The 14,241-nt window shown below is 58.4% G+C and carries 16 protein-coding genes; 4 read left to right on the top strand and 12 right to left on the bottom strand.

Features of this window, described 5'->3' with window-relative positions; all coding sequences use genetic code 11:
* Nucleotides 1–148: 148 nt before the first annotated feature.
* The 10 genes from C793_RS14580 to C793_RS13420 form a co-directional block, all read right to left on the bottom strand.
* Entirely contained in the window at nucleotides 149–379 is a 231-nt protein-coding gene (locus tag C793_RS14580; RefSeq protein WP_017429381.1) for a hypothetical protein, read from the bottom strand.
* Nucleotides 380–433: 54 nt separating this feature from the next.
* Entirely contained in the window at nucleotides 434–1,279 is an 846-nt protein-coding gene (locus C793_RS0102525; protein WP_017429380.1) for an Rpn family recombination-promoting nuclease/putative transposase, read from the bottom strand.
* A gap of 162 nt (nucleotides 1,280–1,441) precedes the next feature.
* Nucleotides 1,442–2,389, bottom strand: a complete 948-nt coding sequence (locus tag C793_RS0102520; protein WP_017429379.1) for an RpnC/YadD family protein — start codon at nucleotides 2,387–2,389, stop codon at nucleotides 1,442–1,444.
* Between the two features lie 194 nt (nucleotides 2,390–2,583).
* Nucleotides 2,584–2,811, bottom strand: a complete 228-nt coding sequence (locus C793_RS0102515; RefSeq protein WP_017429378.1) for a hypothetical protein — start codon at nucleotides 2,809–2,811, stop codon at nucleotides 2,584–2,586.
* A 32-nt stretch (nucleotides 2,812–2,843) separates the two neighbouring features.
* On the bottom strand, nucleotides 2,844–3,818 hold the full coding sequence (locus C793_RS0102510; protein ID WP_017429377.1) for an Rpn family recombination-promoting nuclease/putative transposase: 975 nt from the start codon (nucleotides 3,816–3,818) through the stop codon (nucleotides 2,844–2,846).
* 210 nt (nucleotides 3,819–4,028) lie between these two features.
* On the bottom strand, nucleotides 4,029–4,547 hold the full coding sequence (radC, locus tag C793_RS0102505; RefSeq protein WP_040475267.1) for a RadC family protein: 519 nt from the start codon (nucleotides 4,545–4,547) through the stop codon (nucleotides 4,029–4,031).
* Between the two features lie 91 nt (nucleotides 4,548–4,638).
* A complete protein-coding gene (locus C793_RS0102500) occupies nucleotides 4,639–5,457 on the bottom strand; it encodes a DUF932 domain-containing protein (protein ID WP_017429375.1) in 819 nt (272 codons plus the stop codon).
* A gap of 118 nt (nucleotides 5,458–5,575) precedes the next feature.
* Entirely contained in the window at nucleotides 5,576–6,514 is a 939-nt protein-coding gene (locus C793_RS0102495) for a recombination directionality factor (RefSeq protein WP_017429374.1), read from the bottom strand.
* A 120-nt stretch (nucleotides 6,515–6,634) separates the two neighbouring features.
* Complete coding sequence (locus C793_RS0102490; RefSeq protein WP_017429373.1) at nucleotides 6,635–7,882, bottom strand: YqaJ viral recombinase family nuclease; 1,248 nt, start codon at nucleotides 7,880–7,882, stop codon at nucleotides 6,635–6,637.
* Between the two features lie 161 nt (nucleotides 7,883–8,043).
* Entirely contained in the window at nucleotides 8,044–8,301 is a 258-nt protein-coding gene (locus C793_RS13420; protein WP_156804867.1) for a hypothetical protein, read from the bottom strand.
* A 772-nt stretch (nucleotides 8,302–9,073) separates the two neighbouring features.
* Between C793_RS13420 and C793_RS0102480 the strand changes: the two genes are divergently transcribed.
* Nucleotides 9,074–9,757, top strand: a complete 684-nt coding sequence (locus C793_RS0102480) for a YagK/YfjJ domain-containing protein (RefSeq protein WP_017429371.1) — start codon at nucleotides 9,074–9,076, stop codon at nucleotides 9,755–9,757.
* Nucleotides 9,758–9,782: 25 nt separating this feature from the next.
* Here C793_RS0102480 and C793_RS0102475 read toward each other — a convergent pair whose 3' ends face one another.
* Nucleotides 9,783–11,123, bottom strand: a complete 1,341-nt coding sequence (locus tag C793_RS0102475) for a hypothetical protein (protein ID WP_156804865.1) — start codon at nucleotides 11,121–11,123, stop codon at nucleotides 9,783–9,785.
* Nucleotides 11,124–11,472: 349 nt separating this feature from the next.
* Here C793_RS0102475 and C793_RS0102470 point away from each other — a divergent pair, with 349 nt between their 5' ends.
* The 3 genes from C793_RS0102470 to C793_RS0102460 all read left to right on the top strand — a co-directional run bounded on the left by C793_RS0102470 (nucleotide 11,473) and on the right by C793_RS0102460 (nucleotide 13,473).
* Nucleotides 11,473–12,198 (top strand): hypothetical protein, encoded by a 726-nt coding sequence (locus tag C793_RS0102470; protein ID WP_017429369.1) that lies wholly within the window; start codon nucleotides 11,473–11,475, stop codon nucleotides 12,196–12,198.
* Nucleotides 12,199–12,255: 57 nt separating this feature from the next.
* Nucleotides 12,256–12,933: a SapC family protein gene (locus tag C793_RS0102465; RefSeq protein ID WP_017429368.1), complete on the top strand. Its 678-nt coding sequence runs from the start codon at nucleotides 12,256–12,258 to the stop codon at nucleotides 12,931–12,933.
* 156 nt (nucleotides 12,934–13,089) lie between these two features.
* On the top strand, nucleotides 13,090–13,473 hold the full coding sequence (locus C793_RS0102460; protein ID WP_017429367.1) for a DNA binding protein: 384 nt from the start codon (nucleotides 13,090–13,092) through the stop codon (nucleotides 13,471–13,473).
* 273 nt (nucleotides 13,474–13,746) lie between these two features.
* Here the strand turns inward: C793_RS0102460 and C793_RS0102450 are convergent, their stop codons facing one another.
* The gene (locus tag C793_RS0102450; RefSeq protein ID WP_017429365.1) at nucleotides 13,747–14,199 is read right to left on the bottom strand and encodes a hypothetical protein; all 453 of its coding nucleotides are present in this window, start codon (nucleotides 14,197–14,199) and stop codon (nucleotides 13,747–13,749) included.
* Nucleotides 14,200–14,241: the final 42 nt, after the last annotated feature.

The raw sequence follows: 14,241 nt of genomic DNA, 5'->3' as shown, positions 1-14,241 counted from the left end.
GGCAGGCAGCTTTCAACGGGCTGCCTTTTTTATGCGTGATGCTTCAGGATACAGGCAGAAGCAGCGCTTCCAGTGAATCTGCCGACAGGATCTGCACGACCCACTCGCTTAGCTCGGTATCATCAGCTTGCTGTATGCGATGATCAGCTCACGTTGGCACCTCACCAAACTTGAGTGTTATTTGCTTGCGCAGCGTGCCTTTCAGCGCGGTCATGGTGCCCTCCTCCATACCTTCACGGCGAGCATCATTCAAAAACGAGACTTCATCCCGCAGCGCACGCTCACGCACAAACGCAAGGCGACGAGTCTCTTCGTCCGCGCTAAGTTCGCGGATGCGGCTCATGGCACGCTTAACCGGTTCATGGGCAACATTGGCCATCGTCAATTCCTCCTGCCAGTGCTTGAAGATCGCGAGGCTATAGATAAGGCAAAGTCAGTGCTTATCCTCGGCATGCAGCGCGCTAATCTCTGCCACTGTCATACCAGTTACCTCGGCAACCTTTTCGTCACTGAGGACACCCAGCTTGATCAAATTACGAGCTGTCTGCTCTATACCTTCCTCTCTGCCTTCTCGGCGGGCATCGTTCAAAAACGAGACTTCATCCCGCAGCGCACGCTCACGCACGAATGCCAAGCGGCGGGTCTCTTCGTCCGCGCTAAGCTCGCGGATGCGGCTCATGGCACGCTTAACCGGTTCATGGGCAACATTGGCCATCGTCAATTCCTCCTGCCAGTGCTTGAAGAAGGTAATCCAGGCGCGCAGCGGGCCTTCCGGCAAGCCCAGGCGATCCGCCTTGTGTATTTCGATCAGGTTCATCTGCAACACGCTCCCAAGCGATACCTGGGGCTGGCGTGAATCCCGCATCTCGAAACGCCAGGTGGCCTGTTCTCGCTCCTCGGCCGTGTCCGTGAACAAGTCGAAGTCCAACAGGTGCAAGCCTACCGACGCGCGCAGCTCCGTATAGTCCTCTCCGGTTCCCAGCTGGCTGCCCAGCGTGCGGGTCAGGTAGAACAAGCCGCGCTTGTGCCAGGCACCATAGCGGCGTACCTGTATCTCCACATTGTAGCAGTGGCCGTCCCCGTCGCGAGCCAGTACGTCCAGAATGATGTACTTGCCGTTCAGCTCGGTCGGCTCGATATTCGGGTTGAGGATTTCTACCGACGCGATATTGGGTAGATCCGGCCGCAGGTCGTTGATCAGATTGACCAGCAGATCGGGCGCTTCGGAAAACAGCCGCTTGAACACGTAGTCGTTGGTGGGATCGAGTAGCTCGCTCATGGAAACTCCTGTCGTAATAGCCCTATGCTACCACATTTTCGTCTGTCAAGCCCCGCCGAAAGAATCTACTGGAATAAACTCCACCGATACGCAAAAGGCAGCCTCGACGGGCTGCCTTCTTTATGCGTGATGCTTCAGGATACAGGCGTGATAAGCGGGGAGTCAGTGCGCGAATACCGCTTCCAGTGAATCTGCTGTCAGGATCTTTTTTGTCCATCCTTTCAGCTGGTCAGTACTCGCCGCGTCGATGCGCTCCTCAGCCCAAGCCGGCGGCTCACCAAACTTGAGAGTAATCAAACTACGCAGGCTAACCGCCATACCACGCGTTTCACCTTCCTGGCGCCCCTTTGCCAGCGCATGGCGCTCTATCGTGTTCACATAAGCCATTTTCTGCTCCTCCTGTATCTCATGGACTTCATCGATGAAGATCGGTTCCAGCCCATGCGGTAACTGAATCATCCAGTCAATGATGATGAATAGACGCACGACTTCCGCGCGCTCATAGCCCCGCTCAAACAGCATGCGCGTCAGCGCGACCTTGGTGTCCTTGCGCGTCGCGCCGTCCTTCAACCGCTTGGCGTGTAGCTGGGCCATTACCACCAGCGACATCTCGTTGGGGCTTTGCTCCAGCGCTTCCCAGTGCTGCTCCCAGTCAATCAGCTTGGCCGTGGGAAACGTGTAGGTCAGTTCGCATCCCCAGCGCTCATAGTGGAACGTCGTGGGCCGGAAGCTTTTGCGTGTATCGGCCAGCACCGCCAGACTCACCACATCCATGCCGTAGCGATCGCGTAGCCGGTACTGATAGGTATACATCCGCTCGGCAAAGTCGTCTTCCGGTTCGCCCTGCACTTCAACGTGAATCAATACCCAGGTTTCGCTGCCGTCCCGTGCGTAGACCCTGATGAGCTTGTCGGCATAGCGCCGCCCGCTGTTGGCGTCGGCGGTGATTTTCTGCAGCTCGTTATCCAGAAAGCTGTAGCCCCGCGACCAGTCCACCTGCTTTTCGATATCGGGGAACAGCAGTCCCAAAAACTCCTGACAATAGGCATCCAGGGCCATCTTCCAGGGGCTGTCGTGATCGCTGCTTCGGGATGTATCCGCGTCGCTCATGGGGGCTCCTGTTTCAATACCTGCATGATAGCACATCGCCATCTGTCAAGCGCTTTTCTCCACGTTGCAGATACAAAAAGGCAGCCTCGATGGACTGCCTTCTTTATGCGCGGTACAGGCGGTATAAGCCGGGATTTAGTGCGCGAATGCCAGGCGGCGGGTTTCTTCATCCGCGCTAAGCTCGCGGATGCGGCTCATAACAGCAAGCCTTCCAACGTGCTGGCTTGAAAGATCCTCTGCCCCCAAGCGCCCAGCTGTTCCGAATCAGCCTCGTTCAGCTTTTCCTGTACCCATTCGGGGCATTCGCCATACTTGGAAACGATCATCGTTTTCAGCAGATTGGCCTCACCTTTGACTTCACCTTCCTGCCGACCTTCCTCACGCTCACGCTTCACCCAGCTTTCCAAATTGTCTGCCAACATATTTCTATCCTCCACCAAGCTGTTTGGCGGGACTAGCCCTTGAATACCGCTTCCAGCGTCTCCGCCGTCAGAGTATTACCCGTCCAATCATCCAGCTGGTCGGCATTGGCTTGCTTGATTTTTTCATCAGCCCAGGCCGGCGGCTCTCCGAACTTCAGCTTGATGAGTTTACGCAGCGTGCTTTCCAGCGTCGTCATGCGGCCTTTAGCTTCGCCTTCCTCACGCTCACGCTTCGCCCAATTTTCCAGATTGTCTGCCAACATATTTCTATCCTCCACCAGGCTATTCAGCTCTTTTAGATCGACTTCATCGCCCCATCGTTCAAAGTGGCGCTTGATCCAACGCGTAGCAATGCGGTCGATACGCTCCTTGTCAGGGTCGGTCTGGATAATCGCCACGATGCGATCAACGGCTTTCTGCAGCGCTTCGCGGCCATCCCTTGCCTTTTCGATACCAAAAATCCCGCTCAGCACGCTGTTACGCTCGGCCAGATCCTCATCGCTATAACGGCCTTCATCCACGAGATAGTAGCGCAGATGCGGCTGATAAGCCTGCAGAATACCAGGCGGCCGCGGGGTGATCATATCAAACACGTCCTGTTTGGCCGCCCAAGGCTGAGCACCGTTATACAGCACGATGGGAAATACCGGCGGCAACCCTTTGCCGGGGGTCGTCACGCCGTTTTTTATCAGCTGATCGTGAAACCCTGCCACGTAGTGCATCATCCGCACGGGCATCGTGTAATCCACGCGGGATTGAAACTCCAGCAGGATATACACGTACACCCACTGGGTCACGCCCTGCCACGTCGCCTTGACCGACCAGACCACGTCCTCGATTTTTTCCTTGTCAAGCGGGGTGACGTAGTTGCCATTCAGCTGCTGGAGCGACGAGAAGTCCATCAGCGCTGCGACATCGTCGGGCGCAAAGCCTTCGATGAGCTGCTGCACAAACTCCGGGTGGCTGAACAGCTCCTTGTAGGCGATATCGTGCGAGTGACTGGCCATGCGTGCTCCTGTTTCAATGCCGTCATTATAGCACACCGCCCTGCCGGGCCCCGTCAGGCCATGCCATGCGCCGGGTACATCCACTATTAAAACCAAAAAAGAAAGCCCATCGCCGTGCCCTGCCCCACGGTGCCGATCAGGGCAGCCGTGAGGCAACGCAGTAATGCTGACGGGATTTTCGGGGAGCGCAAAATGACACGAGCCCCCGCTTTACAGCCACCCCCGCTGTACGAACGAAGTAAAGTCTTCGTGGGCCACCACGACGTGATCGAGTACGCGGATATCCACCAGCCCCAGGGCATCCTGCAGGCGGCGGGTGATCCGCCGGTCGGCGTCGCTGGGTTCAGGGTCGCCGCTGGGATGGTTGTGTACCAGGATTACCGCCGCAGCATTGTGCTGGAGGGCATGCTTGACCACTTCGCGAGGATAGACGCTTGCCGAATCGATCGTCCCCCGAAACAGCTCGTCGAAGGTGATCAGGCGGTGCTGGGTGTCGAGCAGCAGCACGCCGAAGACTTCGTGCTGGTAGTCGAGCATCAGCGTTTGCAGGCACCGCTGGACCTTGTGCGGTTCGGTGAGTTTATTGCCCTTGCGCAGCTTTCGCCGGGCGATCATCTTGGCCAGGTACAGCAGTTCCTCGGCGGTCACATCATGGGAGAGCTGATAGGTGCCGGGGTCTTCCCCGGCCATGAGTCTGGGATGGGATTGATTGGCGTGTGGTTGGGACATGTTGCCTCCAGTTGATAGGCCGGTCGCGTAAAAACGGACCGTGGGTAAAGGGCGTGTCGGAACGTGCAGGCCGGGGACTGCCTGCCGCGGGTTATGCGGGGAACGCGGGGAGCGTGGCGCCTTTCAGCTCGGCAAAGCGTTCGGTGAGCGTCCACAGCGCGCGGTTGAGGCGCACGTCCTCGGTGACGTTGTTGATCGCTCGGGTACGGGTACGCCGACCGCTCGTGGACTGGCCGCGCACGCCGCCCTTGAACAGGTTTTCCTGGGTACGCCCGAATACCTGCCAGAGCGTGCCGCCGGCATCCTCGGTGCGGCGGGCTTCCAGTACGTTGTCGGGCTGAATGGGGCTTTGCTGCTGCCAGTCATCGCCGTAGCGCAGGGCCAGCGCGGCTTCGGCAAACAGCCGGGCTTCGTCGCTGTGCACCATCGTGGACTGGAAGACTTCCATGCCTTCGGCAATACGCGGCACCTGGTGGCTCAGGGCTATCGAGCCTTCGAGTATGTCGTCCACCACATGCTTGCCGTGGCGCACGCGTATCCCGCCCATGTCGCTGACCGGGGCGACCATGCCGTTGGAGCAGATCAGCCGGAACAGGCCCAGATCCAGCTGGTAGGCGGCGCTGCGGTCGTGGCTGTTGGTCAGTACCAGCTCGGCCACGCTGTCCCCCAGGTCAACCTGTCTGTCGGGTTCCTGCCGAAAGCGGATCATGTGGCGAGCGGTGGTCTGGCGGCTCATGTCGCGCACGTTGGTCTGCTGGGCGCGTACCGGGTACCAGCCTTCGTCCTGCAGGGCATCCACCACGTTGATGGTGGGCACAAAGCCGTAGCGTTCGGACACGGCATCATCGGGCTCCCGGGCGAAGATCGCGGGGGCGTTACGGTGCAGGCGGTCGTGAGTCAGAATCTGCATGACAATTCTCCTGATGTATTGGATTGTCCTGATCCCCGCACCACGGCATAGCGCCCCACGCCTGGCGGGGAGCGGGCAGGTTCGTGGCGTTTACGGGATGAAAAGAGGTAATCGGCCCTCAGGCCTGATGGGCTTGTGAAGTGCCGAGCTGCTGTTGGTGTTTTGCCTGGAGCTTGCCGGCCAGCGTGGCGGGTACAGGGGAGTGACTACCGCTCTGCTCTGCGTCAGCAGTCGGTACAGCTGGCGTTGTGGCCTGCGCCTCGGGGTAGAACTCTTCCATCACGTCGGCGCTTTCCTCGGCGCTGTCTTCAAACGCGCCGTTGGCAAAGCCGGCTTTGGCGGCGCGGTCGAGCGCTTGCTGATCAAAGCCCATCGCCTGGCGTTCGTCGTCGATGCGCCGGGCTTCAGCCAATGTTGCCTCCAGCGTCCAGCCATCGCGCAGAGTGATATCCACGTAGTAGATCGGGGTGCCCCGGCTCTGGCGGGTGGACTTGCCGCGCAGCTTTAATGCCAGCGGCATGCAGGCCAGCCGGTTGCCGGCCACGGCCTTGAAGTAGGCCAAGCGAGCCGCGAGCGTTCTGATCGAGTTGAAGCCCGTGGTGCGGAAAATAAAGCTGCCCAGCGGGTCGTCATCGCCGACCAGCACGTTCAGACGGCCGTAGGGCTTGCAGGCGCCGCCCTGGGCCAGCGGGCAGGTATCCGGTGCGGGGCAAGGCAGCGTCTCCATGCCGTCGCGCGTACGGCGCTTGCACTGCTCGCCGTCGCCCACGCACAGCGGGCGTGCGGTCTGGCGATCAAACAGCGCGTACTCGGCCCGGAGGTTGAGATCGGGGTCGTTGAATAACAGGCGGATGGGGATATCGCGCAGCTTTCCGTCCTGCTCGCCGCGCAGCTGCTCATCCACGGGATGCGGTATCCAGCCCTCTTTGGTCTGGAGCTGGGAGGTGATGGTGAACTGGTCGTCCTTGCAGGGCAGGCGCTTGCCGTTGTGTTCGACCACCTTGCCAATGGCGATCCGCCCGAGTATGGGCGGGGTGATGGCGAGTCCTTTAAGCATGGGAGAGCTCCTGACATAAAAAAACGCCCCAGAGCGGCCGGAGAAGCAGCACTGAGGCGTTGCGTGGTGTGAGTTGATGTTGGGTGCGGGTAATACGTCAGCGCCGCTGTACAGGGCGCATTACTGGCGAACAATAAAGCGACGCGAGCCGGGTACGGTCTTGAGGTAGTCCGCGCAAATCTCGGGATGCTCCTGCTGGAGCCGCTTGGTATCCAGCCGCGTGCCGGGTTTGGATTGTTTCCAGCTGAGGCTGCCGCTGGGGAACGTGGCCCCGGTCGCGGTGCCCATGGCCTGCTGAAGGTAGTGCTTGAGCTTGGCTTCGCGCTTTTTCAGGTCATCGAGCTGCTGGCGTACCTGCTGGAGGTTGGCAAACGCCTCGCTCAGGGTGTCGTCGTCGGTGAAGTCCAGCACCTCACCGTCGTCCCGGGGGAACAACTGACGCAGGGCCCGGTCGTCGGATGCCGAGCCGTTGGCAGGCGGCGCAACGTCCTGTTCCACGTACTCCCAGAATTGGCGTTCCAGTGCGATCATCTGCTCGATCATGTCGTCGTCGCGCTCGACACGATGGATCTGCAGCTCGTGGCCGCCCAGCAATACGGCCACGTCGGCTGCCTGCTGGCCGGTGACGGCCAACTGGTGCATCACCTGTAGCTGCACATAGACAGGAACGCCGAACTGCCACAAACGGGCGCCATGAACCCCGGCGGTCTTGCACTCCAGCACGTCCACGTCAGCGTTGCCCACCACCTCACGATCAAGGTTGGCCATCATCCAGGGATAGTCGGTGTGCTGCAGAATCGCGTTGACCCGCTGAACGCGGTAGCCGGTGTGTTTGGCGTAGTGATCGGCGACGATGGGCTCCAGTATCTGCCCCCAGTGCAACGGGCTGGTGAGCTGAGCATCGCGGTCGGGTTCGGTCAGTCCCGACTGACGGCCGGTTTTCTCCAGCCAGAGTTCCAGCTGAGACTTGTACGGATGCAGGCCGATGGCCGCTGCCGCATCCGAGCTGCCAATCCCGCCCTGTCGAATGTCCAGCCAGGCATTGCGGTCAAGCGCGCGTGTGTCGACCAGGCGGCGAGCCTGATCCCGATAGCGACGCTGTGGCGGCTTTGGGCGTTTTACACGGGCATCGCGGCTGACGGGGGCCGGCATGCTGCTTTGCTCGATGGCGTCCAGTACAGACGCCGTCACGCTGCCCGGTTTGTCCCTGGATGACAGCGGCGGGGCTTCCGGCGTATCAGTGGCAGACGCCGCCTGGTTGCGGCGCTCCTGCCCGGCCTGATCAAACGGAATCAGCGTGCTGCGCTCGACTTCCTCGGGGGAAACCGGGAACAACGGCGTTTTGGTGTGAAGGGCTGTTTGGGTCATGGGAGGCTCCTGAGAAACGTGCACGTGTGGCGAGCGATCTGTCGCCCACGGCATAGCAGCCCGCGCCCGAGGGGCAGCGGGCCGCGTGGAAGACAAGGCAATCATCGGGGTGGGCAATACGGGGGCGCATCGCGCCTGAAAAGCGGATAGCAACGCTCTACCTATGGGGAAGAGCCGAAGGCATAGCCACAGGCCGGGCAAAAACCGGTGGAGACGGACCGGGCACGCCACGGGGCGCTGCCCAGCATTCCGCCGAGTACCGCACCGGCTATGCTGCCCACGGCCATGCCGGTACGTCCGCCGACGGCACCAATCATGTTGCCCAGCTGGGCACCGGCCATGGTGGTGTCCTGGCGTTGAGGGTCGCGGGTATCGTGTGACGCGGCGGGTGCGCCGCATCGGGGGCATGTTTGAGACATGACAAGATCCTCTATCACGGGTAAACGACAGCGGGCTGCTGTCATCCAAGTGATATAGATCCGGGATTATTTTCACTGGGCAGGTAGATACTGTGAGCCAATTCAGGCTCATCGCTATCCTGTCAAGCGGATTGACCTAACTTTTTCATCAGAAACGTCAGATTGAGCGGCCTTCGCGGGCCGGCACGTCAGGCGGGGCGGGGCCTTGTCGGGTTTACCCTCCGGCTTTGGCTCGACGGTGTAGTAGTATGGGTATATCACCAGGGTACTACAGGTATATTCCAGGGGTATAACCCAAGGGGGAAAGACCCCCTCAAGCAATAGAACCCGATGGATATCTCCCCCCAGGGGATATCCATCAGATACCGATACCTCCCCGTACCTGTCAGCGGGATACCTCAACGTATCCCGTCTCCCATCGTAGCGCCCTGTCCGGCATATCCGCCTCAAGCGGTATGCCATGGCGTTAATGGTGACTGTTCCGTGAGTAGGCGTGCTGGCCTCCTCCGTTACCTGTCCCGCTTGTCTCTTGTGGTTAACCGTCCGTACCCGCTCTGACCGGGGCGTGCGTCATATCGGCCTGTGTGGGCCGCTGACGCCGTTTTGACCTGATAGCGCGAGCGGTGTGTCCGACACCGCATTTTATCGCTCAGGCCGGGCATATGGCTCGGCTTGATGACCTTCCCTGCGTCTCCGTATCGCCTTACTGCCTCCTCTGGCCAGTCGGGCCGGAGGCATGGGCGTGCGTGGGCGTCTGATCAGGATCTTTCCCATGTATACCCATCAGCCCAAGCGTCACCCGCTTAATCCGAAACTTCGCCTGCACTACGAGCATACCTTTCACGGCGCACCGGTCTTCCAACACCCCGCAGCCCCGCTGGTCACCAACTATCTGGAAACGACGTGGCGTGTGCTCCACGACGCCCTGGACGCCCGTCTCCGCACGCTGGCTATTCGGCTCGACCTGCGCTTCCCTCAGCGCATGCCGGCTGGCCCCATGCACGCCGATAATGCCTGCCTAAGCCGTTTCTTTACGGCGCTGCAGCGAGAACTAAAGGCCGCTCATACCAGGTATCAACCAGATCTGCGTTACGTCTGGTGCCGGGAGCAGAACAACAGCGACAAACCGCACTACCACCTGCTGCTGTTACTGAACTACGATGCCTTTCGTTTGCTGGGTCACTTCGCCCCCTGCGCTGACGGTCAATACCATCAGCCTAACCTGTATCACCGCTGTGTGCGTTCTTGGCAGGATGCTATCGGTATGCATGGCCAAAGCATGCAAGGACTGGTGAACGTCGCTCAGGATCAACTCACACGGGCCTACGGCGTGCATAGACTGGACCGGGGTGACATTGAGGCCTTTCGCACAGTGTTTTGTATCAGTAGCTATCTGTGCAAACTCTACTCCAAACCAGTAGGTACGGGCGTACGTGGATTTGGTAGCAGTCAATAATCGATGAAGCATGCCGCCGGGTGCGTTAGCCACTCGCCCGGCGTTTTAGCCAATCAGCAAAATCACTGCCAACGGTTTCAAGTGTCACCAGCGTGGTGGTAGGCACGGCATCGTGGGCTTCATCCCGCAAATAGTATTGCAGTTGCCAGTGTTGCCGTGCTCCATGCATGACAGGCATCAAGGTCATGCCTTCAACGCAAAGCCCATCCGTGTCCCATGGCAGAACTGCGTCCGTCAGCCATCTCAGCAACGACCTCGCCAACGCATGGGCCAGGGCATCAAGCGCCTCGATATTCTTCGGTGATGCATCCGGGAAATCTTGTTTTAATCGACCCCGTAAGTCCGTTTGACGCTCACCGCCCGGTGTACGTAGTGCTTTTGCGTCATGCTCCAGTAACCAGCAGGCATACCGCTGCACATAGGCAAGCCACCAACCCGCCAGGGCCGGTTCATACTTCCAGCGATGTAGCTGGCTCAGCTTGATATCGGACAATATATGGCGAACATCATCACGTACCTCGCTATCTTTTTGCCATGCTGCAAGCAGTGTTTTGCCAGAAGTCAGAGATGCATTGCTCGTGGCAAATGCCCACCCGGCCCTTTTCCATCCAGTTATCCTGCGTAGCTGATGCTCAGGCTCCATCGTCTGAAACACACCTGCCGCATCGACAATGCCATTCACCACATGGGTTGCTTGTCGTTCCTTGCCATGGCGACTGATATCCGGAAACACCACGCGCCGTGCAGAGCGCGATGTATAGCCAATCTGCGCATGATGAAGGTTCAGCGTAAAAGTGGAGCATTCGAGGCGAGCCCCCAGCATGACTCGCATTGAGCCTGGCTGATGGTGCAGCACGCCCATCGCGTTGAGTTTTGTTATCTGGCTTTGAATACGGCTCCGGCTCATGCCTGTCAGGGCCATCAGGTCAGCATAGCCCAGCGTCGTTACCTGCCCAGCATGATCCATGTGGGCTAGCAGTACAGCCACTAACCAGCTATTGGCCAACGTTAGTGTTTCTTTGCGCGCTTCACCGTCGCGTAGCGTATCCCCGGATGACGCGGCAAACGAGATGAGTTTATCCAGCCCCTGGGTTATGTCAGGTCGCATGTCGATGGGTTTCAGCCATTGTTGCGTAGCAGCTGACACGCAATGCCACGTCCGCGGGCGGCCTCTTTTTTTAGGCGTACCCGAGGCTTTTGTCACTTGAGCCTGGGGCTGTTTTGTCGCACTGATAGCCCCGTATTCCTTGAGCTGAGCCAGTGCCCGACTCCCTTTCTTCACCGTAATAGTCAGCCGCTTACACAGCTCGCGCAGCGTCTCATTCGTCGCGCCTTCCGGCCCGATGATATTCAGCCATTGCCACAAAAATACGCGAGCTTCTGGCAGGAGGGTAGTGTCTTTGTGATATAATAAAGAGTATCTCATTGGCCAAGAATAGCAGGAGGTCTGGTGATTTAAAACCCTATACAAATATACCCACGGTTCCATTCAAAATATCACCATGTATTAATGGTTGTGTTAGGGCATGTGTTGAGCCAGGTGTTGATACAAAATTAATACCTTTGAGAATACCGGTATGCCCACCATGGGTTAGCACATGTTTGATAGAATAGGCGATCGTTATGCTGTTTTTTGCGAAGGATGTAAGGGGCGGGAAAAAACCACGCAGCTCAGCAAGGCTGGCGTGGTTCCGAAATGTCATCAGGAGGAAGGTATGCCAGCACGCACGTTGACCTGGATAGACCCGAGCAATCACGAGCAGATGCAGTGGATCATTTACCAACTGCAGGTCAAAGGGGTGTGGAACTACGTCACCCCCTACGGTGAAAGCCTGGAGTATCCTGCGCTGGTGGAAAAACTGAGGAGGCTTTACCGGGAAGGCAATCAGCCAAACGCTCAACCGACAGCGGCGAAGGTCACGCTGGTGATGAAAGGTATCAGCGGTGCCCAGCAACAGCAGCGCTATCGAAACGCAAACGGACGCCAGCATTCCTTCCAGCTGTCCCAGGAGGTCATCAAGGATCTGAAGCGGCTGGCCAAACAACGAGGCGACAGCCAGGTACAGGTGGTGAGAGACATCATTACCGAGGCAGCTCAAGATCAGGGGCGTATACAAAAACTCAATAAAGCCCACCAGCAAGAAAAAGCCGCAAAGCAGAAGCAGCATAAAGACGAAACATACGCACTGCGTCGCATGCTGGACCAGGCGCTGGACGCTCTGGCTGAGAGCCTGCATGGCCACAGCCGTCTGGAGGCGCAGGTGGGAGGTGCCGATGACACAGACAATGAGCCGCTGGATAAAGACACACACGACGCCTATCAAAAGCTGCTGGGCGATAAGATAGAGCGCGTCAATACCGGCATTACCGATTTGAAAACACAGCGCCTACCCGGTGGGTCACTTCAGCAACGCATTGACAAGCTAACTCCGGTATCCTGACGCCATCGTCCACCGTGGCGTCCTGCTGACGAAACGCCACCGCTCCAGGGAGAGTCCATGTTCATTACGGCTTACCAACATTTTCAGGCCCGCTGGGTAGCAACCGATGTCCGTATGGCGGCTGCCCGCCAGCGCTCAATAAGCCTTGTGGAGGCGGATGTCGCTGCACTGGCCGCACGACTACCCATTATCCTTCCGGCAACGCCTGATGCCCTGCCGCAGGCGCTGGTGGTGCCCAAGGATACCGACACGCCTTTTGGCGAGCATACGCCGCGACTGTGGGAGAACTATCCGTTTTCATTGATACCGGAAAGCCTGGGTGTAGATGACAACGGTGAACCCACCACCCACGACATGCTGTGGATGGACCCGTTAGCACCGCAGCCCACACACCCGCTGGATGGGTATCGTTTGTTTGATCAGGACAGTCAGCCGTCCGAGGCACTACGTGGTGTGATGCAGCGTTTGCGCCGCGTACAGGGTGAGGTAGTCCAGATGCAGGCCATGATCCGCTTGCTGCACGATGCCAAGGCGCTGACGGCACGCAAGCTAGAGCACTACGGGGAAAGCCTGCGGGTGTACGAGGTCAGCACCGAGGGCTTGGATGAAACCATGGATAAAAGCCATCTGGAGCTGGCGTATAAGGCGGCGGCGATGGCGGAGGCCATTCAGCAGTCCCAGCAAAGCCTGAATTTTGAGCCGGACGAGTGGGGTCAGGCGCAAGCCAGCTCGTAATACGGCAGAGAGCGCTCCAGAATCGCGCTGGAGCGCTTTTCCAGGATTAGGCAGACCATAAGCCGCGTTTAACGTAGCGAAGCGCAGAACGCCTGACAGGTACCATACAGCGCGCATGCTTTACGCTGGCATAACTGAATCAAGGAGCCACCCGCCATGACCCACCCCATCAAACGCCATGAGCACCTGGTACAGGAACAGGAACGCATCAAGAAGCAGCTACAAGAGCTGGAAAAAGACAAGGCATACAAGGATGCGATCGATTTTCAGAAAGCGATCGAGGAGGTCCTGGAGATGTATGATAAATCGAAAGATGAACTGCTTGAGCTGTTCGGTGATGCCCCTGCCAAAAAAACCGGCCGATCTTCCCGAAAGGCAGCAACACCCAAGCCGACCAGGCACTACCGCAACCCCCACAACGGTGAAACGGTACAAGCGAAAAGCTTCAGAAATGCCACGCTGAGAGAATGGGTAAAACAATACAGCCGAGAAACCGTTGAAGGCTGGGAGGTTGATCCGAAGGCCGAGAGTCAGCCTTGATTCAGGACAATGACGACACAAAGTCGTCAACACCCAACCAGAAGAGCCAGCAGGGCCGTCAGGCCGCTTTTATGCCATCAGGTAGGGTAAGCCGCCGTGTTTAACGTAGCGAAGCGCAGAGCGCCTGACAGATCCCTTATCACGCACCACCACCGGGTCACCGATGGCCCGGCGTTTCTCCCGGCGGCATAGCACGCTGCACCGGAGCAGCGTCTTCGTTGAGGGTTTGCAGCTCGTCGATGACCTGCTGATGGTGGGCTGCACGCATAGGGCTTATTGGCCCACCTTCACGATAGTGTAGCGCGCGCAGTCGAGCATTACCTCGCCGGTGAAGCCGGCCGGTATGTCGTTCAGTGAATGCACTTTGACGTAGTTTTTTTGGCTGAGCCATGCGCCGATGCTGATGGCATCGCACTCGTCGTCATCCGAATCACTAAAAAAGTCCTGCACATCCTCGCTGAAGATAAGCGCAAATTCACCTTCGGGAATAATTTCAGCTTCTACCGCACCTTCTTTGGCTCGAGTATATTCATACGCTAGGGCAATATCCGGCGAGCAGAAAACGCACGTACTGCGAGCCTTAACGCCCAACTCTGCATAAAACCAAGCATCTGCCGCTTCGTGCAGTTCAGTGGGCGTATGCACCGGGGTTCTACCCGTTTTTCTCAGGGTGTTTTCCACGGTGCCATTCTCGATAGGGTGGCCAAAACCTCGGTATAGCTTCATATCGCGACTTCCTGTATGTGGCAGGATACGGGATGTCGTGAT

This window comes from Vreelandella jeotgali Hwa (assembly GCF_000334215.1).
GTDB classification, from domain to species: Bacteria; Pseudomonadota; Gammaproteobacteria; order Pseudomonadales; family Halomonadaceae; genus Vreelandella; species Vreelandella jeotgali.
The sequence above is the reverse complement of the archived record's forward strand: the minus strand, read 5'-3'. Positions and strand labels throughout refer to the sequence as shown.

What these genes read in the sequence shown, in the direction of transcription:
- C793_RS14580 (WP_017429381.1), bottom strand. Translation starts at nt 379, where the DNA reads ATGGCCAATGTTGCCCATGAACCGGTTAAGCGTGCCATGAGCCGCATC.
- C793_RS0102525 (WP_017429380.1), bottom strand. Translation starts at nt 1,279, where the DNA reads ATGAGCGAGCTACTCGATCCCACCAACGACTACGTGTTCAAGCGGCTG.
- C793_RS0102520 (WP_017429379.1), bottom strand. Translation starts at nt 2,389, where the DNA reads ATGAGCGACGCGGATACATCCCGAAGCAGCGATCACGACAGCCCCTGG.
- C793_RS0102515 (WP_017429378.1), bottom strand. Translation starts at nt 2,811, where the DNA reads ATGTTGGCAGACAATTTGGAAAGCTGGGTGAAGCGTGAGCGTGAGGAA.
- C793_RS0102510 (WP_017429377.1), bottom strand. Translation starts at nt 3,818, where the DNA reads ATGGCCAGTCACTCGCACGATATCGCCTACAAGGAGCTGTTCAGCCAC.
- radC (WP_040475267.1), bottom strand. Translation starts at nt 4,547, where the DNA reads ATGTCCCAACCACACGCCAATCAATCCCATCCCAGACTCATGGCCGGG.
- C793_RS0102500 (WP_017429375.1), bottom strand. Translation starts at nt 5,457, where the DNA reads ATGCAGATTCTGACTCACGACCGCCTGCACCGTAACGCCCCCGCGATC.
- C793_RS0102495 (WP_017429374.1), bottom strand. Translation starts at nt 6,514, where the DNA reads ATGCTTAAAGGACTCGCCATCACCCCGCCCATACTCGGGCGGATCGCC.
- C793_RS0102490 (WP_017429373.1), bottom strand. Translation starts at nt 7,882, where the DNA reads ATGACCCAAACAGCCCTTCACACCAAAACGCCGTTGTTCCCGGTTTCC.
- C793_RS13420 (WP_156804867.1), bottom strand. Translation starts at nt 8,301, where the DNA reads ATGTCTCAAACATGCCCCCGATGCGGCGCACCCGCCGCGTCACACGAT.
- C793_RS0102480 (WP_017429371.1), top strand. Translation starts at nt 9,074, where the DNA reads ATGTATACCCATCAGCCCAAGCGTCACCCGCTTAATCCGAAACTTCGC.
- C793_RS0102470 (WP_017429369.1), top strand. Translation starts at nt 11,473, where the DNA reads ATGCCAGCACGCACGTTGACCTGGATAGACCCGAGCAATCACGAGCAG.
- C793_RS0102465 (WP_017429368.1), top strand. Translation starts at nt 12,256, where the DNA reads ATGTTCATTACGGCTTACCAACATTTTCAGGCCCGCTGGGTAGCAACC.
- C793_RS0102460 (WP_017429367.1), top strand. Translation starts at nt 13,090, where the DNA reads ATGACCCACCCCATCAAACGCCATGAGCACCTGGTACAGGAACAGGAA.
- C793_RS0102450 (WP_017429365.1), bottom strand. Translation starts at nt 14,199, where the DNA reads ATGAAGCTATACCGAGGTTTTGGCCACCCTATCGAGAATGGCACCGTG.